Source organism: Desulfurivibrio modestus (assembly GCF_044068625.1).
Classification (GTDB): Bacteria; Desulfobacterota; Desulfobulbia; order Desulfobulbales; family Desulfurivibrionaceae; genus Desulfurivibrio.
This window is the reverse complement of record NZ_JBIPKH010000031.1, coordinates 1-19,468: the sequence shown is the minus strand read 5'-3', so window position 1 is coordinate 19,468 and position 19,468 is coordinate 1. Positions and strand designations below refer to the sequence as shown.

The window sequence follows — 19,468 nt, the reverse complement described above, 5'->3', positions numbered from 1 at the left end:
ATATTTTGACACTCCCCAATTTGGATTTGGAGATATTCCGGTAAATATTAAACAAAAAAATAATCGGGGAAGGCCCTCCATCCCCCTCCCCACACCACCGTGCAAGCTTATCCGCACCGGGCGGTTCCCATGAGCTACCGCGTCGTAACGTGACAATTGCTGCTCACCCCTCCTCAACCCGCGCCTTCCCACCCCTCTTGCCCCCCTTCAACTCCACCAACACACGCGGCGGCTTATAATGAAAATTGACTTTCTTACTCAGCCTGGCAGTAAGCTCATTGAACCTGAGCAGAATTTCCCGCCCCTCGGTCATCAGCTTGTCCCCCTCTTCATGAGAAATCCCGCCAATCTCACCCAATGACCCCTTGAACCGGGCATAAGCCTGATCGAACTGGCGCAGGATGTGGTGCATGGTGAAGCCCAGAGGCGAGTTGCCCCGCATCTGGAGTGTGTTCCGCTCTTGAGCCATCTTCATCTTGCGCTCGACGATTTCCTCCCAACTCAGCCGGCCCGGAGCTTGCTTCTGTTGTTCCGTTTCTGCGACTTTTTCTGGAGCTGTAATTTTTGCTGTCATGATTAAACCTCCTTATTTTGGTTATTTGGCGGAAATGGTCCGCAGGTTTCTCTTTGCTTTCCACCTGGTCCAAGCGTCCTGGAAATAAACCATGCCATAGGGCATGATGGCAGCAATCGCCATGATGACCGCTATTTCCGTGGCCACCGGGACCATCTGGGGCAGGATTTTGAGATAGCCGTAGTACAGGCTCTCAGACAAGGAGCCGAAGTGTTTAGCTGCCGCCCAAACTCGGTGTGGGGTGCTGACCCGGTGCAGGAGCAGGTAGAAAACATAAATCAGAAAAGCCTTGAGCAGCAGGGACATGGTGCGGCCGGTGAGCAGGGAGTTGATCGCCTTGCGGGTGATCTTGCCGATGTAATAGCGGCCGATGTAACTGCACAGGAGCGTATTGACGATCACCATGATGTAGGGCAGGGTTGAGAACAGGGACCGGGTGAATAGATCCGGGGCCTTGAGGACGAAAGGGTTGAGGTAGAAGGCGAAAAACGGCATCAGCAGGATCAGGATCAGGCCCTCGGCAAAGCCGCTTTTGGCGCCGATCTTGAAAAAATCGACGGTGCGGCCGATGGTCAGAAACTCGCCGGGAATATCCTGCCCCTTGCTCTCGATCACGTAGAACTGCTGAATGTCGGAGATGGCATCCAGCAGGTTTTGCGGCCGGATTGGCCGGCTGGCCTGGTCGGTGGTGACGATGGGGGCGTTGGTGTCACTGCCCCGGCCGCTGGAGACATCGCGGGCCATCGCTTAACTCTCCTTGCCGGCCGGCTCGACCGACAGAAAATCTTTGAGCAATCCCTTCTTGTCCGCCTCCATCTCCGCAATGGAGCCGAAGGCCTCGGCGTGAAACGGGGTGTAGAAGCCCTTGAACCGTTTGCCGGTCCGGGTAGCGATCTCGAAGTACCCCCCGAAATACTGATCCCGGATCAGGCCCCGGGCGATGATGTCCTGATGTTCAACCCGCAGCCGGCTGACGATGGTGAAAAGCACCTGCCGCATGGTTTCATCGTCCGCGGCCATGGTGGCGATCCCCATGGCACCGGCTCGCTCGGCCTGCTTGCGGGCCACCTCTTCGAGGGCCTTGGCCTGGATATAGACGTGGCCGTCGGACATGGAAAAGGCCATCCAGCGCCGGCCATGCAGCTTGTTGATGTAGGGCTTGAGGGCGGCGATAAAATCGTCCACGTCGAACCAGGACGAAATGTCCACCATCTTGATTGGCCCGGTCACCGGAGACTTTTTGCCGCCGGGGGCTTCATCGCCGCCGTAAATCGCCGCTTCGGCCCTCCAGGCTGCCGCGCTGTTGTCGGGGTTGGACGTAGAGGAGGGTGGTGAAGGGGTTGCTGCGCTGCTGTCCTGGTTCGACGGGGGCAGAGGAGCCGGTGCCGGCGCCGCCGGCGGCAATATTTCTGCAGGACTGGCAGGCGGCTCGGCTTGGCTGGTCGCCGTCTCAATCGGTGCGGTTTTCTCACCAGCTTCCCGGGCGGCCTCCCTGGCGGCCACCACCTCCTCCAACTCCATCTGCCGGGCGTGCTGATCCGCGGCCTTGAGGGTTTTGCCCAGCAGACCCTCGGGCGACTTGTGGTGTCGCTTGATGGCCCGCAGGATCTCTTCTTTTTTGGGCAGATTCCGGAATTCGGGAATCGCCGCCAGGGCCTTGCCGGCGGCCAGGGGGTGTTCTCCCAGGCTGTAAAGGTATTCCCGCGAGGATTCGAGCTTGCCCAGGTCGTGGCCCAGGGCCGCGATCAGGGCGTCCGGGATTATATGGGCGGCATCGGCTTGTTTCAGGGCCTTGATGGCTTCTTCGGCCACATTGAGGGTGTGATCGCGAAGAGTGATCCGGGCCAGGGTGCCGAACGTACTGGAGTCCCAGGTGGCTTCGACATCGCCGCTGATGTTCACCACCGACGGGCAGCCGCCTTCCCGGTCGAGGAGCGACAGGATCTGGAGGACCACCCCGGCCTGCTCCGGGGCCCTGCGGAACCAGGTGGCCTGCTTGACCTGCTGCTCGGCAAATTCCCGGATGCGGGGATCTCCGAAAGTAAGCGCATTGTAATCGGGAGCCGCGGCCAGCGTTTCCTCATCACGCCAGAGCGGAGCCAGTTCGGAAATGTGAACCTGCCCTCTGCCATCCTTGGCCCAGATCACGGCCAGCTCCTTGAGCTTGATCTGCATCGGTCCCCGGTGGCGACGGTTACGTCCCGCCAGCAGGACGGTCAGGGCCACCGACAGCAGGGCGATCACGACCCCGAACAGAAGGGTGTTCAGGGCAGCGAAGAGTTCAGGCATGGGGCACCTCTGTTTCCTGCTCTTCCACCAGCCGGCCCTCCTGCACCTCGGGAAAGATCACCCGCAGCTTGCAGTCCGACACTTCGGCGGTGATTCCCTTGTAGGTGCCGGAGTAGGTGGTCAGAAACAGCTCGCGGGGGGCCAGATTCAGCACCTCGGTATGGGTCACCCGCAGGTCTTCGGTTTCCCGGATCGACAGGCCGCCGCCAATGGAGATGATCGGTGAGAATTTCTTCTGCTCGCCCAGGTGTTCGGAAACGTAGTGGGCGGTCTTGGTGTCCGGCACCCGCATGAAAATTTTGGTGTTGCAGTTGTCGAGGATGGTGTTGGCCCGGTCTTCGCCGATCTCGGCATAGAGCTGGCTGATCGACTGGCAGTAGCCGTGGATGTAGCAGCCGGCGCCGCCGGCCTTGGCGAAAAGATCCTCGATGCCCTGGTAGAGTACCGACTGCGCTTCGTCGATGTGCAGCGCAAGAGGCGGGTTGAGGCCGCCGCCGCTGGCGTAGCGCCGGCCGACGAAGGCTTGCAGCATGGAGATAATGACCTTGCCGGCGGTATAAGCCGCCCGTTTCGTTAACAGCGAGCCGAGCTGCACCACCAGGATCACCCCCTGGCCGGTTTCAAGCCGCTTGATGAAGCGGTTCTCGTCGGCCTTGCCGATGATCCGGCCGACATTGCCCGACGAAAGCTCGGTCAGGGCCACCCGCAGGGAACTGGCGACCTTGGAGTAGTAGTCGGCCGGGGTATCCAGGATTTTCTGCATGTCCCGGGACAACTGCTCGGCGTCGGGATGGCTGATGTAGTCGAGCTTTTCCTTGAGCTCTTCCAGGGCCGCCCGGCTGATGTGGTTTTTGACATCGTTGAGGTTGAAGCTCGGCCGCACCCCGGCGGTTTCGGCCAGCAGGATCAGGGCCTGGACCACGACCAGGGAGACCTCATAGGCCACGCCGAAAAAGTACGGCTCCCGGCCGACCGCCACCCCGGCGGTGACGTGAGCCACCAGCTCCTCGGGCAAATAATACGAGGAAAGCGGGTCCAGGATGGCGCTGTACTGCGGAAAGATCGGGGTGATCAGCATCAGGTCGTCAAGCCGCTGGTGCTGGGCTGCCACCTGGACCACCTTCGAGAAAAAGTCGATGTCACCCTTGGGGTCGATGGCCACCACGGAATAGCCCTTCTCGATGTCCTGCTCAATGATGTTCTCCATAGTCCTGGTCTTGCCCACCCGGGTCGTACCGAAACACCAGAAGTGTCCCTTGCGGTAGCTGTCGGGGTAGCCCAGGGGGACGATCAGATCCGGACGGTCCAGGAGTACGCCCTGACCGATATGGGTCCAGGGCTCCTTGGGTTTTCGGTTAAACATTGCCGCGAGCATGGGCGGGCCGGCTGGGGGTAATGGTGACTTGGATATGTTCGTTCAGCTCCTGTTTGACCGCCAGGATTGCAGCCTTGGGCAGCCTGGCCGGGGCTTCGACAAAGCTCTTGCGGCCGACATATCGTTTCACGCAGCGGACGCCCTCTATCCCCGGCGCTTTCTCCCGGAGCAGGCCGGCGGTGAGAGTCTTGGAAACCCGGTCCACTGTGACTTTGAGCCGGGGGGTGCCGTGAAGCAGCACCGGCTCGACCCGGCGCAGGTGCCAGGCCCGGCGCTGACCCGGCTTGATCAGGTGGCGTTCGTGGACCCCGAGTCGGTTGCCGGGGCAGATGGCGATGATTTTTTCGCCGGGCAGCACCTCGACCTCCACCCGCAGGCCCCCGTCCGGCTCATAGCCGATCACCTCACCCCAGCGGAACTGATGCTCATGGCGTTTGTAGGCTGCCGCCTCCTTTACCGTCTGGTATTTTTCCAGGGCCCGGTGCAGTAACCGGGGCGCCTTGCCGGCCAGAAAGCGCCTCAGCAGCAGCGGCTCGATGGGCTGCTGGTTGATGATTCCGTTGACTCTTTTGTAGGCGTTGACCGACAAGCCTTCTTCATCCAGGATGACCACTACGTCATGGCCGTACCAGCGGCAGAGCGCCCTGGCAAACAGGCGCTCGATGACGGCTGTCACCTCGGCTTTGGTCAGGTTGTATTTGATTGCGAGTTGGCGAATGGTCTCTTGCAGGGTCTCTTGCGGCATTCCGGCCCCCCGGGTTGACGGTTGAGTGGATATTGTCTCTCAACCTCTTTTATCCGGCGCCGGAGAAAGTAGTTGGGGGGTGGAAGTGTTTTTTTGCTTGGCAATCGAAAGAAAAAATCTTGATTTTTGGAGAATGGGCACCTAAATTGACGGTATTCTTATTCCACCTCACTTTTCGAGGTAACCTTCTCTTTGCAGAAGGACATAGCTGAGCCCTTTCCCGGCTCCTGGATTCTCGTTATTGGTCATGCGGCTTCTTCCGGCAAAGTTTAATCGCAGAGGCGAACTTCCCCCGGTTGCAACCAGGACATGATCCACCTCAAGGCCGCGGCATCTCTGTGATCGCCGTCAGCGCCGATTTCTAAAATCGTAGTTCCCACGCCATAACTGCGTCCGGATTTTGCCTGGAAGCCCGAGGAATCGTATTCCCACGTGCTTTTTCGGCTGACCCCTGCGCATCGACATAGATTTAACCAACCCCATAACCGGGAGTGACCAATCGCTCCCGCAAGGGGCCGTTGTTTCACTCCCAAACGCAACCACATTGCAGAAGGAGGAAACAACGATGGAACAGCAAACCAGTAATCTCAACAGTCAGGTAAGGGAGATCAACGAAATCTTGCGCGGCTTAGGTAAAGAGGCGGTTCAGGAGATCAAGATGACCAACAAGGAAGGAAAAACCGTCGGCCAGATCAAGTACGGCTATCGTCCCCAATGGGTTTTCGATGCCGTCAACCAGGTCGTCGGAGCCGAAAACTGGCGTCACGAGCTGGTCAAAGAAGAGATCTTCGACAACCAGGCCGTGGCGGAAGTCAGGCTGCACCTCAAGGTCAACGGCGAATGGCTGTGCAAGGGTTCCCAGAAAGGTCAAAGCCAGATTGTCAAAGGCAATGTCGGCGATGCCCAGAAAGGAGCCATCACCAACGCCGTGTTGAAGTGTTTTTCCCTGGTATCCGTGGGCAGCGACGCTTACAAAGGTCTGCTGGGCGCGGTTTACAATGGGCGAAGCACTCGGCCGGCCGCCACTGCTCCCAAGCCTGCTCAAGCCTCAAGCAAGTCCGCCCAAGCCAAAAAGCCTGCCAAGAGTGTCGATTCCGCCACTCCGGCTGCCACCACGCCCGCGCCCGCCGCTTCGTCTGCCGCGCCCGCAAACACTGCTGAAACCCCTCAGAATCAGACCGATTCCGTTGGGTTGCCGCAGATTGCCGGAGTGACTTATGAGCAGCGTGATGGTCTGGTGATCGCCACCGGCAAGGTCTATGACAAGCGGAATTTGCTCAAGTCGGCAGGTTTTCGCTGGGATGGAACCGACAAGGTTTGGTCCAAAGCGGTAGAAGCCTGATTTTGACCTGCAACCCAAAGGGGGAGTGATACCATTCCCTCGCCGGGGAACCGTGTATCCTCCCCGAATTTTTTCTCCGGAGGATACCGATGTCAAAACTGAAAGATTGTCTGCTCAATGGCCTGCAAAAGTTGGCCCAGCAGCACACCGCAGAAACTCTTGGCGACAGATCGCAATACCTGGGAGTGTCCGAAGTTGGATCATGCCCACGGAAAGTGATTCTGTCGAAGATCAACCCGGTCGAGCATGACCTGGTGACTCTGTTGCGTTTTCGGCGTGGTCATATGGCTGAGGATATTGTTGCCGATGCCTTGACCGCTGCCGGGTTTGCCAACTTTGAGCGCCAGGTGGAGATTCGTGACGGCAACACCATGTGTCACATCGACTTCGTGTTCACCAGCCAGTCAGCTAAAACCAAGTCGATTCTGGAGGTAAAGTCTCCGGAAAAAACCCCTCAAACACCACACAGTTCCTGGGAAACTCAACTTTATCTCCAGATGGGACTGCTGGCCCGCAAGTATCCCGACTATGTCATCAAAGGTGCCATCCTCTCGATCCCCCTGGGCGACGAGGTGGAACTGTTCAACGGCTACACCCCGGAGAACGGCATTTTCAATGGTTTGCGGGATCGGGCTGAAGGGATTTGGCTTGACTACCAACGTGCAGTGAATGGCGAAGAGGTTGAGCTCGCAACCGAGGTAACCCCCTTGTGTGGCTACTGCCCGCACCTCTCCACCTGTCCCCGGTTCGATGCCGACGAAGCGGAAGAACTGGCCGGCACGGTGGATGAACTTGTGGCATTACAAGCCCAATACAAGGCGCTTGCCCAACAGATTGATTTCTGTAAGGGCGGTCTGCTGGCCATCGTATCTCAACGAGGGCCAATCAAGACAAGCAACCGTTACCTGCGGGAAGCACAGCGCAGCCAGAAAGTCTTTGTCATGGATCGACTGGCCGAATTCTTGAGACCTTATGGCCGCTCTGTTGAGGAATTTCAGGAGAGCCGGCCATACTCCTTCCTGGAGATCAAGAAGGCGGCCTGAAATTGAAAAATATTGAATAACGTCAACGGCGGAATTATCATGGCGGAAGGAGGACATTGATGATGTCAATGGTTTTGAAAACCCACGAGATGATCAGGGATTTCGAGAACAGCGGGTTTTCCAAGCAACAGGCCGAGGCTATCGCCGACTGGCAAACCAAAATAGCCGAAAACACCTTTGCCACCAAAGCTGATCTCCAGATCTTGAAAGTCTCTCTTATCCGGTGGTATGTCGGGACATCTTTTGCCGTTGTCGGCGTCATGCTGGCAGTGGCTTCCATCTTGGTAGCGTCCCTGAAATAATACCACCCTGCCATAAGCCCAACGGGGGAGTGATGTTATTCCCTCGAAGGGAATCCATCGCATCCCCTTGAACTGAATAATCCTCGGTCGGAGGCAAGAGACTTTGCCCCGTGCGGGGGTTCGTCTTGCCTTCGGCTGAAACAACCTTAGGAGGCAAGACCCATGTTCAAGGCAATGTTCGTAGCCACCGGAATTATCATTACCGCCATCTATCAGGCCCAGGATGTGATCCGCGAGATCGCCCGGGGCGTGATCGGCATTTAAAAAGCACTGTCCAACCAAGCCCACTAAACGGGGGATGATCAACCTTCCCCGCGGTGGGGAGTGGTGGGTCATCCCTTGATGTTCAAACGAAACTTTAAGGAGAATGACCATGGAAAACGCAGCTATTCTGATCGGAAACATCGGCTCCATCGAAACCCGCAACACCGACAGCTCGACCATCACCAACATTCGGCTGGCAACTTCCCGCCGAATCGGTGGCGAAGACAGGACCGAATGGCATAACGTCGTGCTGTTCAGCCGTCTTGCCGAGGTTGCCGGGGAACATCTGGAAAAGGGTTCCAAGTTGCAGGTGTGGGGAAGAATCCAGACCCGCAAGTGGCAGGACCAGGAGGGCAACGACCGGTACACCACCGAAGTCGTGGCCACCAGCATGAAGTTCCTGCCCAAAAGCGGCGGATCGGTCAACCGGGTTATCCTGACGGGTAATCTTGGCGCCGATCCCGAGGTTCGCTACACCCGGAGCCAGACCGCTATCGCCAATTTCAATCTGGCGACCACTGAAACCTACAAGGACCGCGAAGGAGTGACCCAGGAGCGCACCGAATGGCACAAGGTCGTCGTTTTCGACAAAACCGCCGAGTTTTGCGGCGATTACCTGGCCAAAGGCTCGATGGTTTACCTTGAAGGCCGGCTCCAGACCCGCAAGTGGCAGGACAAGGAGGGCAATGACCGGTACTCCACCGAGATCGTTGTCGATGCTCTGGAAAACCTCACCGGCAAGAAAGCCGACGAGGGTTCCGACCAGTCCTGATCCGCTACGGACATAACCGAAAAGCCCGAATATCTTGCCCGGCAACTTTGTTGCCCCGGCATATACTCGGGCTTTTTTTCTGGAGGCGCTATGCGAGTCAAACATTGGTCCAATTATACAAACGAAAACCCCACTGTTCCCATAACACACGATATGGAGCTGGCAGACCGGCGTGCAATTGCTGGCCAGGTCAATTTGGTGATCGGTCCCATTGAAGGCGCTGTTGACGACTTCATGGATATTGTGGCCGAGATCAACACCCGTCCTGGCGACACCAGTCATGTCCCCTGTGTCCACATCGGACAGGGTTACGAAATGATCTGCTCCGTCTTCAGCGATGCAGGTGATTTACTGCTTCGCCTGGATGGTTCCAGCCTGGAGTGCTGTGGCGAAGGGGTTTTTCGTATCAGGAGAGAACAGCCATGAAAAAATACAGCGTGCTTTTGTCCTATCCCGACCCTCACAGCGACGAAACCCATTTTGCCTGGGTCGTAGCCGAGAGCATCAGGGGTGCTGTTGAAGAAGCCAGAAACGTAGCCAGTGTGGCAAACGGATACTCATACCAGCCGGAAGACTTCGGTTGTGTGGCCGTTTTCAACGGGCATATCGAAATGTTCGACGAAGACGACGACGAGAAAACCAGGTTTCGGTTGACCGTGCCCGTGTCGATGACCGACGACTATAACCTCGACTTCAATCTCTGCATCTTCGATCTGAAGGATGATTTTTTCGAGGAGGTCCGGCGCCACTCTTCCTTTGTCGCGGCTTACGGCCTGGAGTCGGTGACCAAGCTCATGGGGCCACCCGGGTTCTACTTTGATCCCGAAGATGGCTCAGAGTTGGAGAAAATCGACTTCAAGACTGATCGCGTGACGCTTAACATCACTGCCCGGAGCGTGTACTGGTCCGGCATTGTGTTTGGGAAGCACAGGGATACCTGCTGGAAAACCCAGGCGGTTCCTCTGTCTGAACTGCTGGTTGATTCAGTACGCGACAAAAAAGAGCTGGATTATCGAGGATGAGCGTTCGCTTGCTTTGCGGAAGCTGCGGCATTATCATGGAAACGGAGGAGTGCATGAGTATGAGCATGGTGATTGACACACATCAGATGATCAAACGCCTGGTTGGCAAGGGGCTTTCTGAGTCGGTGGCAGAGGAATTTGCCCAGATTCAGAAGGAACTGGTGATCAACACCATTGCCACCAAGACGGATATTGGCGACCTTGGCAAAGAGATCTCCCACCAGATGAAGCACCTCGAAAATCGGCTGACGATCAAATTCGGGGCTATGCTGACGGTGGCGGTAGGCGTTTTGGGCGCATTGATAAAATTTTAGACTAGCTGGTTTTTCGCCGGCTCCAAACTTGGCCCATTGACAGGCATAAGTCTGTAGTGGGTTTTTTATTTCCCCCTGGGGGCATTTTCTGCCCCGACGGGGTGGTTTTTGCCCCCTTTTCTCTTTCCTACAAGAACAAGGAGGCAAGACCATGGTGACGAATTCCAATCCTCAAACTTCCCTGTCCACTCAGAACCCCGTCTCTTCTTGGGCCATTGTCGGCGTTGATCCGGCCGAGGGCGTTTACACCCTTATGCGTGATCAAGCCGATGACTATCTGACCAGCTATCGCACCGATCTCGATGTCCGGGACCGGGAGATGCTGTTCAGTGCCCAGAAAGGTGAGTTCATTTGGGTGCTACGCCCCTCCGGCACCGACCTGTTCTGCCGTTCTCTGCTGACCGACAGCCGGAAGCTGCATTTCGCGGCTCTGTGGCTGGCGGCGGTGGGTCAGGACAGCAAAGCCAGGTTCTTTGCCGGCAGATTGGGCAACCACGGCGGTTTGATTCGCAAGATCAGCCGCGAGGAAGCAATCGAGCGCATGGGCCGCTGGGTGTTTTTCGCGGCCGGGAGGTGAGTTATGGGATGGAACCCGAGATATGTCTGCTACAGCCAGGAAAACGGGCGTACACCGGAAGACCAGTTGCGCTACGACCGTGAAAAGCTGCTGGGAGGCTGTATGGCTGAATTCATCATCTGGATCGGCCAAAGATGGGGAGAATGGAAAACCCTGACGGGGTTTGACGAGAGGCGGAGTCTTTTGTCGGAACAGGACCACCAGGAATTCGACAAGTGGCTATCGCAAAGACAAGATAAGACCAGGAGACAAAGATATGGCAACTTTGATTTTAGCGAACGGAGAATATCGAGCAGTCGCCCCGGCCGGTGATACCTTCACCCTTCGGGAGATGTACGATTTGCTCGATTGCTCGTGCGTGCAGGCAATTTTCTTGATGGCCGGCCGCGTCATGTGGATCGACGACGAGGGCAAGTTCAAGCCACACGAGCCAAACCGCATTGCAACAACTCTTCTGCAGGAAGCCGGCGGCATTCCTGGCGACTATATCGCCGGCAACGCCTTGGTGACCGATGCAGGGGAGGTTGACTGAGATAGATTTTAACCCATCAAACCCACCGGGGAGCGCAAAACACTCCCTGATGGGGGCGTTCTGTCTCCCCGGTCCAACTTCAACCACAAGGGAGACACGATCATGGGCTGGACCTTTACACACAGGGGCGAAACCCCCATAAAAGAATTTCTGACCGGCAGGATTAATTGCGAAAACAGCCACGGCAAATGGACGGTGCTGGATATTGCCATCGTCAAGATGCGCACGGCTTATATGGCGGTGGAGATTTTCCGGCGCAACGAAAAGGGTGATCTCGATCAGGCTACCCGCCGGGTCGTCGCCTTCGTCTTTTTGCTCAGCTATCAACGAAATGATTACCATGATACCGGCTACAAAGATATGGACGAAACGGTGGGGCCTTACGAGTCGGAGTGTCCCGAAAGGATCTTGAAAATGCTTACCCCGACGACCAATGAGCAGGCGTTGGCGTGGCGGCAACGATGCTGGACCAGGCTTTCCGAAAGGAAAAAGGTTCGGCTCCAGAGAGGGATGGTGGTGAAAACCAAGCCGATCCGCTTTGCCGATGGCCGCGAACGTAGCAAATTCAAGGTTCTCAATACAAGGCCGCTCAGGTTGGGCTGCCTGGATACCCACGCCATTTGCCGGGTTTCGAGAAGCACGCTGGTCCACAGTATGCTTGGGCCGGCAATGTCCTCGTAACCACTCCGTACATTTTCGCTTGAGCTAAACCCCACCGGGGGCATTTCTGCCCCGACGGGGTGGTCTTGCCCCTTGTTCATTATCCTTAAAAGAATTTGGAGGCAAGATCATGGCAAATTCTCAATCTTTCTCTCACCAAAGGCTCTACGAGGCAGTTACTGCTGCCGACTGTTGGGAAATTTTGGGTGGTCCGTTGCTGGGATTCTACCAACGCGGCAGATATGGAGAAGTTATGTTCCATGACGTTCCCGAATATGGGGGGAGTGCGACTTATATTTTTGAGAAGTGGTCGTTCTATAACGCCACAATCGATGAGCGTGGCATTATAACTCTCCCCGACCACACAGGGGCTAAGCGCCGGCTGGTTTGCTACAAACTGATTCCGGCTGTTCTTCCAAAAGGAGAGCCCCATTGGGTACGTTTGGCATCTCGCACAAGGTTAACCATAAAAAAAACCATGTGGGCGGCCCGTATCCACGTTTTCTTGGCCTTCCTGCGCCTGAATGCATGGATGAAGGTGAAGGCCGGCAGGGGACAGCGAAATGATGCTTGAATACGGAAACCACGACATTGAGCCTGGGCACAAGGAGGGATAAACAGCGTTTATCTCCACCACGGCTTAACTTGAACCAAACCCCACCGGGGGCATTTCTGCCCCGACGGGGCGGTTTTGCCCCCTGTTCATTTTCGACAAGGAGGCAAGACCATGCTGTATGTGAAAGAGCCCGGCGGCCAGTATTTGCCCGCCACCGAGCACATAATTCTTGAAGAGGCCAGGCGGGTAAGCCGTCGCCGCTTTGAGCGTGGCGTAAAGATCACTTCGACCGACGAAGCCAGGGAAGCGGTTCGTCATTTGCTTGGCCACCACCAGAGCGAGGTGTTTTGCTGCCTGTTCGTGGATGCGAAACACCGAGTCCTTGAGTGGGTGGAAATGTTCAAGGGGTCGGTGGCGAAAGCATCAGTTCACCCTCGGGAGGTGGTTAAGGAAGCTCTGCGGCTCAATGCGGCTGGAGTCATCTTCTGCCACAATCACCCTTCGGGCGACAACACGCCGAGCGCAGATGATATATATTTGACCAAAACGCTACGGAAAATCCTTGCCGTAATCGACGTGAAGGTCCTGGATCACCTGATCATCGGTGAGCAGATCGCGTCAATGGCCGAGGCCGGGCATTTGGCATAACCCAACCACCCTTATACCAGGGGAGAGAACATCTCCCCTGGCGGGGACCGTTTTCTCCTCTGGCCATCACTTTTACAGCCATGAGGAGAAAACGATGAAAACCAAGACTGTTACGAAAACTATCCAGGAAGTGTTCGGCCTCCCCGGCAAGATCAAGCTGGAGGTTCGCCAGGACAGCCATCCGATGGTTCCTGTCGTTGAAGAACATTATGTGTTCCGACGGGAAACCATGCAGGACGTACTGATGTGGCTCCTGGGCGCTGCCGGCATCGAGAAAAGCAAAACCACCAAAGTCCAAGGCGGACGACCTTTATGTGCCACCGACAGCCGTGGTGACATCGAGGGTTGCCGTCGAAGCGCCGGCAGACTGGTTTTAGCCGTTCTGCCCCCCGCCCTTTGCCGGGAGTGTATAACAACGCTCCCGCAAGGGGGGAGCGTCTATTTTTGACGAGGTGTGAAATGGAAACTACCAGTTACAAAGTTTGGCTCACCATAGAGAAGATTGACCTTGAGAATGATGTTTTTGAAAACGTAGCCGAGGTCAATCTGGATGAATTTGACAACGAAGCCAAGGCTCAAGAGCTTGTGGACAGGCTTGTCGGGAGGATGCGCCATGAAAAAAAATAACCTGATCGGGGGCCTGCGGATTGCCATGCAGGCCCTGGCCGGGAAGTTTGGTATTGGTCTTACCTTCTCGGGGAATACGCCTTTCACTGACTTTAAGCGAATTAACCTGCCTGTGCTGGATCATGTCGATGACGAAGGAGTGGCGATTATGGCTCGCGGGTATATCGACCACGAGGCGGCGCATATCCGTTTTTCAGATCCGATTTCTTATCCGACCTGGCTGAACATTCTTGAGGATGTTCGCATTGAAAACGCGATGACTCGGGAATATCCAGGAGCGGGCATAAACCTGAGCAAGCTGGTTGCCCGTATCAAACAGGATGATGATACAGCTTTTCTCGGCGAAAGAGAGCAGCCGGTATCCGTTCTGCAAAGCTGGGCACTGTGCTGGGGTCGCAGTCAGATTCTCAAGCAGGATTTGGCTGATTACGCCGGCCGGATGGAAGCGTTGGCGTTGGAGCTTTTCGGCACGTCCTTTTGCACGGCCTTCATGGGCATCTTGCAAAAGCTGCCCGGTTGCCGTTCGACGGGGGATTGCCAGAAGCTGGTTGAGGAGATCGAGGAGCTGCTGCGGCAGAACTCTCCTCCGCCGCCACCGCAACCCCAGGCCGGTGAAGACGATGACCAGAAACAGGAACAGGATGGCCAATCCGACGAGTCCGGTCAGGACAGCCAGGGCGAAAGCCAGGGCGGTCAGGATGGCAAGGATGATGGCGATAACGGCCAGAATGATCAGAACAGTAACGATGATGACGCCGGCGATGATGATGGCCCCGGTGAAGAGGGCGACCAGGAAGATCCCCAGGGTGAAGGTGAGCAGGAAGGGCAGGGCGATGGAAACGACGACCAGGGTGTTCAGAGTGGCAACCAGGGTGATCAGGGCGAAAGCTCGGATGATCCTGACGGCCATGATGACCTTGGGGACCGTTTCGATATAGGGCAAATGTTACGGAATCGCCTGCAACAGGCGGTCGAGGACAGCTCGGCGCCAGCAATTCCTGCCGCAAGCATTTACTCGGACAATAACGATCCGGTGATCGCCAACACCTTCTACGGCGAAATGGACTGGTCCGGCATGGACCGGCGGCTGGAGGATGAATATCAGCGTGCGGTTGATCTTGGCAGGCTAAATCTAGCTTTGCTGCATGAAACCAGGCGGCAGACCGCGCAGCTCCGCGCCGGTCTGGACGGGCTTCTGCAATCTGTCCGCCTGCAACACGGTCGCAGGGTTTCAAGCGGTCAGCGGGTGTCTAGCAGTGATTGCTACCTGATCGGGGCGAAGACCACGGATACCCGTGTTTTCCGCTCTAAAATCCCAAGGGTGGACAACAACACTGCGGTCGCGGTACTGGTTGACTCCAGTGGGTCGATGCAGGGAGACAGGGACAAGATCGCCGCCTCCGCCACCTATGTGATTACCCAGGCACTGGAAGCCATCAATGGCATCGAAACCATAGTCGGGCATTTTCCGGCAGCATGGACAAACGAGCATGACATGCGAGGTGTGCATGTCATCAAGGACTTCGGTGAGAAGCCCAAGATGGAAAGGTTTGCTTTTCCCTCCTGTGGCGCGACGCCGATAAGGCCGGCCCTGCTTTGGGGCGGGATGCAGTTGTGTCACCGTCCGGAGCCGCGGAAAGTGCTGCTGGTGATAACCGACGGCGAGGTTAGCCACCCAGAGGCAGTTCGGGAAATCGTCAAGAAGGTGCAGAGGTCCGGTGTCGAGGTATATGGCATTGGGATCGAGATTGTGACGGCGACAGACTGGCTGCCACCGGGTAATGGCGTCAACATCAAGGATGTCCTGGAACTGCCGCAGGCAATGATCGGGCTGCTCAAGCAGGCGCTTGTGCAGCCGGGTCGGCGCTGAATCTATTAACCCCTTCGTCGCCCCTGGTGGCGACCTTGTGCCAAGGAGCAGCGGACCCTTGGTAGAAGGTTGCCACCAGGGCTACTGGTGGGAAACAGGGTGAAAAGGCCGCTTTGGTCCTTCGGGATCGAGGCGGCCTTTTTTTGTTTCCGGAGATGGTGGTGAAACCGGCCTCAATCTCAGGCGAGTTCGAGCAGGTCTGACAGAACGGTCTTAGAATTGCGTCCGAAATTGCCGTTGGTGAAAAAAAACTATGCCACCACCGCCTGTAATTTGATGCTGTCGGCTACAGCCCGGACAAACTTTTGCCGTCCGTGTCCGGGCAGGGGGGCCTCTTTTACATCCAGCAGGCCGGCGGCCACCAACTGATCAACATCTTTCTTGACCGAACTGCGATCACGTTTGAGACGCTGGGCTAAAGCAGTGATAGACAAGGGCTCTTTTTTGGCTGCCCGGAAAAGAGCCAGGCGACCGGGGCTCATCACGGAAAACATATCCGCCGGATCTTCGAAGGTAAGGGTATATTCAGGTTTAAGTTCCTTTCCCTGGTCTATACGGCGGGCTATTTCGCGGCTCCGGGCCAGGAAATCCTCAACGGTACCGGTCTTTACGGTTACGTTGCGCATTGTATTCCTCCAATACGGTTGTCCAGTCCTGCTCGAAACGTTTTTCAAGCTCGGCAAAATTTGTTGCTTTTATCGGTTCGACCGTCCCCTTATAGTGCCGGTGGTGACCGTGTTTGTTGTCATAGCCAACCACTCGGCCGTTATCGCCGCTGTAGATCAGGTGGTTGATGTAGGCCAGGTTGTATCGGGTTACAACTCCTTCTGTTTCCCAAATTTCATAGCGGAGAATGCCATTGCCACGTTTCCTGGAAATGGCGAAGGTTCGATCGATTACCTTTTTCTCAGACATGATTTATTCTATCACCCCTGCGTTGTGCGGGCAAGTTTTTCGTGTCTAGCTGGGGTGGTGACGGCCTTTTATTTTGTGCTTGACATAATGACCGTATGGGCAATATGGTCTATATTGACCGTATGGTATATACCATATTGACCATGTTGCATGGTGAGCATGGTCAATATGTTTGCGTGTCGGAGGTATATATGAGCATCGTACTGTTTGGAGGAGAAAAAGGGGGGACTGGTAAAACCACCCTGGCAACCAACATCGCCGCCATGCTGGCGCAAAAAGGCCGCGATGTGCTGCTGCTGGACACCGACCGGCAGGGATCGGCTTCGGCCTGGGCCACCGTGCGGGAGGAGGACGGCATCGAGCCCCGGGTGGCCTGCCTGCAGAAGTTCGGCAAGGGCCTGGCCGGCCAGGTCCGCGATCTGGCCGGCCGCTATGACGACATCGTGATCGATGCCGGCGGGCGGGATTCCATGGAGCTGCGTTATGCCCTGGGGGTGGCCGACCGGGCTTTTATCCCTGTGCAACCTTTTCAGTTCGACATCTGGACCATCCGCCAGATGGACAGCCTGGTCGAGATGGCACAGGGGTATAATGCCGACCTGGAGGCGTTTGTCATCCTGAACCGGATTTCGCCCAACCCGGCCATCAGAGAGGGGCAGGAGGCCCTGGATTTCCTGGCCCAAGAGCAATTTGAGCATCTTGCCCTGGCGGAGTCCATGGTCCATGACCGGATCGCATTCCGAAAGGCTGCCCGTGGGGGGATGTCCGTCATTGAGTGGGGGGATGATCTTAAGGCGGTGCAGGAAATGACCGCGCTGCTTGGAGAGATTTTTCGTTAAATGGGTGCAAAGTCACCAATTTCGGGGAGAACAGTATGACGAAAAGAACCACGCCGCTGCGTAGTGCTCCTGGGACAAAGAAGGCGCCTGCCGATCTGGATGCCTTTGCGGCCGCTGCCGGCGAGTTGCCGGCCGGGGGCGCCGGTGAGCAAGAGCAATATCCCTGGGAGCATCCCCGGGTCCGGGATGATGTGATGAAGGCCATCAATCTCAAGATGACGGAGCCGCTGTACCTGAAGCTCCGGTATATTGCGGATCATACGCCCTATAATATGACCTCGTTTATTATTGAGCGTATTGGGCCTGAGATTGAGGCGGAGATTGAGAGGTTGACTGGGAAGAACTGATGACACGATAAGCTGTTGTCATGCTCGCCGCCGATCAGCCTACAATAGCCCAAAGCCGTCGGTGCCAGCGGGCAAATCACTGGCGAAAAACGCAAGCATCATCCGAAAGCAGCCCGCTATAGGGGGTGGTTTTTTTGTTTACATGCCGGTCGGCAGCCGTTATTGACAAACATATTGATTTGTGACGAGGGAGTTGCACGTGGTTGTTGGCGATGCCTTTTTTTTGACAGGATAGAGAAGAACACTTCTTATCAGTGCAACCTGTTGGCCAGCGCCCTCATCAAGGCAGGATTAGCCCTCGAAAGGAGCTTTCAAGATGAATGATAATAAGGGAAAACGGGCCGCAATTGGTGGAATTGTTGGGTCGTCGTTTGGTGGCAAAATAGTAAACTGCCATTCGAGCTGCAAGATCATTGTACGCGGGGAGGTGGGTAGTGCTGATGTGGGGGGTATAGCTGGAAGAACAAGGGGCACAGAAGTTGCGGGATGTACGAGCGAATCAGAGATTGTTTACTTGCCCCCTACGAAGGTACTTAATGACGTTAAACAAACTGTGAGCAGGCAGGTCGCGAATTCGGAAGTTGTTGCGGAGCTGCATCGCCAGATTGACCTGATGAATGAAAGCAAAGACATAGGTTCATTTCGCAACTCGTATAATCGTTTCGTGGAATCTGCCGCCAAACACGTCGCCGTCCTAAAGCCAATTGTCGACATGTTGAAGCAGTGGGCAGATCAATGATCTTCGAGTGAAACTGGATCAGGCTGGCGGCGGTGCGCGTAACCGGATCGGATGAGTGCCGGAGATATTCTCCACGGCGGTATTTTGTGGTAAGAGAAAGCTGCAGGACCGACATAAACCGTTGACTGACGCATGAGAAGGTAGGAGATATCAGGCCGTTGAGCGCCGGTCCGGTCGTAAAAAAAAACGGCCGCCGGTCGATCGGTAATTTTTTGAAAACGGGTTTTTCTACAGATTCGTTGAGCCTCACTTGGCGAAGGGAGTGTTTATATGCCGTACAACGCTACCGTCATCAACATCATGATCGCCTCGCCCGGTGACGTTGCTACCGAACGCAACGTCATTCGCACCGCAATTCACGGCTGGAATGCCGTCCATTCTGCGGACCGTGCGGTGATCCTCGCTCCGGTTGGCTGGGACACGCATTCGGCTCCTGAAATGGGTGATCGCGCCCAAGCAGTGATCAACAAGCAAGTGCTGCAAAACTGTGATCTACTCGTCGCCGTGTTCTGGACGCGCCTCGGCAGCCCGACGGGAAAGGTGGCAAGCGGGACCGTTGAGGAAATCGAGGAGCACTTGCGGGCCGGGAAGCCGGCAATGCTCTACTTCTCCAATGCACCGGTCCACCCTGACAGCGTCGATGATGCTCAGTACAAGGCGTTGCGTGACTTCCGCGCGGCTTGCCAGAAGCGAGGCTTGGTCGAGACATACGACTCCTTGGAAGAGTTTCGAGAGAAATTCTGGCGACAACTCGCGCAGACGATCATTCGTGAGTATGGAAGCGTCGGAACGTCACAAGCCGATCCCGCTCTCTTTGCCGCGCCGTCAGGTCCTCGGCTCAGCGACACGGCGAAGCAGTTGCTTTTGGAAGCGGCACAGGACCGGAATGGCGTCGTCATGTGCGTCCGGATGATGGGCGGACTAATCGTACAAACGAACGGCAAGCAGCTTGCCGAGAAGGGTGATCCACGTAGTGAGGCTCGCTGGAAGAGCGCAATCGAAGAACTCATGAACTTCGGGCTCATGGAAGCGCGGGGCCACAAGGGCGAGGTGTTCGGCCTGACCAACGAGGCCTATCAACTCTCCGATCAGTTGGGTGGCGGGATGGCGTGAGGG

General features: G+C 56.3%; 26 protein-coding genes. 19 read left to right on the top strand and 7 right to left on the bottom strand.

Annotation, left to right across the window (positions count from 1 at the left end; all coding sequences use genetic code 11):
• Window positions 1-163: 163 nt before the first annotated feature.
• Genes ACHHRT_RS12770 through ACHHRT_RS12750 form a run of 5 tightly spaced genes read right to left on the bottom strand, consistent with a single transcriptional unit; the run spans window position 164 to window position 4,983 of the window.
• On the bottom strand, window positions 164-574 hold the full coding sequence (locus ACHHRT_RS12770) for a recombinase (protein WP_395500163.1): 411 nt from the start codon (window positions 572-574) through the stop codon (window positions 164-166).
• 21 nt (window positions 575-595) lie between these two features.
• The gene (locus tag ACHHRT_RS12765; protein ID WP_395500162.1) at window positions 596-1,318 is read right to left on the bottom strand and encodes a hypothetical protein; all 723 of its coding nucleotides are present in this window, start codon (window positions 1,316-1,318) and stop codon (window positions 596-598) included.
• Window positions 1,319-1,321: 3 nt separating this feature from the next.
• The gene (locus ACHHRT_RS12760) at window positions 1,322-2,863 is read right to left on the bottom strand and encodes an HD domain-containing protein (RefSeq protein WP_395500161.1); all 1,542 of its coding nucleotides are present in this window, start codon (window positions 2,861-2,863) and stop codon (window positions 1,322-1,324) included.
• Window positions 2,856-4,226, bottom strand: coding sequence for a type IV secretory system conjugative DNA transfer family protein (locus tag ACHHRT_RS12755; protein WP_395500160.1), 1,371 nt, complete (start codon window positions 4,224-4,226; stop codon window positions 2,856-2,858). Before ACHHRT_RS12755 ends, ACHHRT_RS12760 begins: the two co-directional genes overlap by 8 nt.
• Entirely contained in the window at window positions 4,219-4,983 is a 765-nt protein-coding gene (locus ACHHRT_RS12750) for a hypothetical protein (protein WP_395500159.1), read from the bottom strand. The genes ACHHRT_RS12755 and ACHHRT_RS12750 overlap by 8 nt, the downstream gene beginning before the upstream one ends.
• 565 nt (window positions 4,984-5,548) lie before the next feature.
• On the opposite strand from ACHHRT_RS12750, the gene ACHHRT_RS12745 reads away from it, so the two are divergent.
• The 15 genes from ACHHRT_RS12745 to ACHHRT_RS12675 all read left to right on the top strand — a co-directional run bounded on the left by ACHHRT_RS12745 (window position 5,549) and on the right by ACHHRT_RS12675 (window position 15,512).
• On the top strand, window positions 5,549-6,325 hold the full coding sequence (locus ACHHRT_RS12745) for a hypothetical protein (RefSeq protein ID WP_395500158.1): 777 nt from the start codon (window positions 5,549-5,551) through the stop codon (window positions 6,323-6,325).
• An 89-nt stretch (window positions 6,326-6,414) separates the two neighbouring features.
• Window positions 6,415-7,368, top strand: a complete 954-nt coding sequence (locus tag ACHHRT_RS12740) for a PD-(D/E)XK nuclease family protein (protein WP_395500157.1) — start codon at window positions 6,415-6,417, stop codon at window positions 7,366-7,368.
• 59 nt (window positions 7,369-7,427) lie between these two features.
• Window positions 7,428-7,670: a CCDC90 family protein gene (locus tag ACHHRT_RS12735; RefSeq protein WP_395500156.1), complete on the top strand. Its 243-nt coding sequence runs from the start codon at window positions 7,428-7,430 to the stop codon at window positions 7,668-7,670.
• 373 nt (window positions 7,671-8,043) lie between these two features.
• Window positions 8,044-8,706, top strand: a complete 663-nt coding sequence (locus tag ACHHRT_RS12730; RefSeq protein WP_395500155.1) for a single-stranded DNA-binding protein — start codon at window positions 8,044-8,046, stop codon at window positions 8,704-8,706.
• Between the two features lie 153 nt (window positions 8,707-8,859).
• Complete coding sequence (locus ACHHRT_RS12725) at window positions 8,860-9,132, top strand: hypothetical protein (RefSeq protein ID WP_395500154.1); 273 nt, start codon at window positions 8,860-8,862, stop codon at window positions 9,130-9,132.
• Window positions 9,129-9,728 carry a hypothetical protein gene (locus tag ACHHRT_RS12720; RefSeq protein WP_395500153.1) on the top strand — a complete coding sequence of 200 codons (600 nt, stop codon included), beginning with the start codon at window positions 9,129-9,131 and terminating at the stop codon, window positions 9,726-9,728. The genes ACHHRT_RS12725 and ACHHRT_RS12720 overlap by 4 nt, the downstream gene beginning before the upstream one ends.
• A gap of 59 nt (window positions 9,729-9,787) precedes the next feature.
• Complete coding sequence (locus ACHHRT_RS12715) at window positions 9,788-10,042, top strand: hypothetical protein (RefSeq protein ID WP_395500152.1); 255 nt, start codon at window positions 9,788-9,790, stop codon at window positions 10,040-10,042.
• A gap of 151 nt (window positions 10,043-10,193) precedes the next feature.
• Window positions 10,194-10,619, top strand: coding sequence for a hypothetical protein (locus tag ACHHRT_RS12710; protein ID WP_395500151.1), 426 nt, complete (start codon window positions 10,194-10,196; stop codon window positions 10,617-10,619).
• Between the two features lie 256 nt (window positions 10,620-10,875).
• The gene (locus tag ACHHRT_RS12705; RefSeq protein WP_395500150.1) at window positions 10,876-11,151 is read left to right on the top strand and encodes a DUF3846 domain-containing protein; all 276 of its coding nucleotides are present in this window, start codon (window positions 10,876-10,878) and stop codon (window positions 11,149-11,151) included.
• A gap of 102 nt (window positions 11,152-11,253) precedes the next feature.
• Window positions 11,254-11,832, top strand: a complete 579-nt coding sequence (locus ACHHRT_RS12700) for a DUF6927 domain-containing protein (protein WP_395500149.1) — start codon at window positions 11,254-11,256, stop codon at window positions 11,830-11,832.
• A 109-nt stretch (window positions 11,833-11,941) separates the two neighbouring features.
• Window positions 11,942-12,385 (top strand): hypothetical protein, encoded by a 444-nt coding sequence (locus ACHHRT_RS12695; RefSeq protein WP_395500148.1) that lies wholly within the window; start codon window positions 11,942-11,944, stop codon window positions 12,383-12,385.
• 153 nt (window positions 12,386-12,538) lie between these two features.
• On the top strand, window positions 12,539-13,015 hold the full coding sequence (gene radC / locus ACHHRT_RS12690) for a RadC family protein (RefSeq protein ID WP_395500147.1): 477 nt from the start codon (window positions 12,539-12,541) through the stop codon (window positions 13,013-13,015).
• A gap of 94 nt (window positions 13,016-13,109) precedes the next feature.
• A complete protein-coding gene (locus ACHHRT_RS12685; RefSeq protein ID WP_395500146.1) occupies window positions 13,110-13,463 on the top strand; it encodes a hypothetical protein in 354 nt (117 codons plus the stop codon).
• An 11-nt stretch (window positions 13,464-13,474) separates the two neighbouring features.
• Window positions 13,475-13,642: a hypothetical protein gene (locus tag ACHHRT_RS12680; RefSeq protein WP_395500145.1), complete on the top strand. Its 168-nt coding sequence runs from the start codon at window positions 13,475-13,477 to the stop codon at window positions 13,640-13,642.
• Entirely contained in the window at window positions 13,629-15,512 is a 1,884-nt protein-coding gene (locus tag ACHHRT_RS12675) for a cobaltochelatase CobT-related protein (RefSeq protein ID WP_395500144.1), read from the top strand. Before ACHHRT_RS12680 ends, ACHHRT_RS12675 begins: the two co-directional genes overlap by 14 nt.
• A 251-nt stretch (window positions 15,513-15,763) precedes the next feature.
• Here ACHHRT_RS12675 and ACHHRT_RS13830 read toward each other — a convergent pair whose 3' ends face one another.
• Window positions 15,764-16,138: an HVO_A0114 family putative DNA-binding protein gene (locus tag ACHHRT_RS13830; RefSeq protein WP_462348133.1), complete on the bottom strand. Its 375-nt coding sequence runs from the start codon at window positions 16,136-16,138 to the stop codon at window positions 15,764-15,766.
• Complete coding sequence (locus tag ACHHRT_RS12665; RefSeq protein WP_395500142.1) at window positions 16,104-16,427, bottom strand: toxin-antitoxin system TumE family protein; 324 nt, start codon at window positions 16,425-16,427, stop codon at window positions 16,104-16,106. The genes ACHHRT_RS13830 and ACHHRT_RS12665 overlap by 35 nt, the downstream gene beginning before the upstream one ends.
• A 191-nt stretch (window positions 16,428-16,618) precedes the next feature.
• Between ACHHRT_RS12665 and ACHHRT_RS12660 the strand changes: the two genes are divergently transcribed.
• The 4 genes from ACHHRT_RS12660 to ACHHRT_RS12645 all read left to right on the top strand — a co-directional run bounded on the left by ACHHRT_RS12660 (window position 16,619) and on the right by ACHHRT_RS12645 (window position 19,465).
• Entirely contained in the window at window positions 16,619-17,266 is a 648-nt protein-coding gene (locus ACHHRT_RS12660) for a nucleotide-binding protein (RefSeq protein WP_395500141.1), read from the top strand.
• A 35-nt stretch (window positions 17,267-17,301) separates the two neighbouring features.
• Window positions 17,302-17,613 (top strand): hypothetical protein, encoded by a 312-nt coding sequence (locus tag ACHHRT_RS12655; protein ID WP_395500140.1) that lies wholly within the window; start codon window positions 17,302-17,304, stop codon window positions 17,611-17,613.
• 316 nt (window positions 17,614-17,929) lie between these two features.
• A complete protein-coding gene (locus ACHHRT_RS12650) occupies window positions 17,930-18,352 on the top strand; it encodes a hypothetical protein (RefSeq protein ID WP_395500139.1) in 423 nt (140 codons plus the stop codon).
• 270 nt (window positions 18,353-18,622) lie between these two features.
• Complete coding sequence (locus ACHHRT_RS12645) at window positions 18,623-19,465, top strand: DUF4062 domain-containing protein (protein WP_395500138.1); 843 nt, start codon at window positions 18,623-18,625, stop codon at window positions 19,463-19,465.
• Window positions 19,466-19,468: the final 3 nt, after the last annotated feature.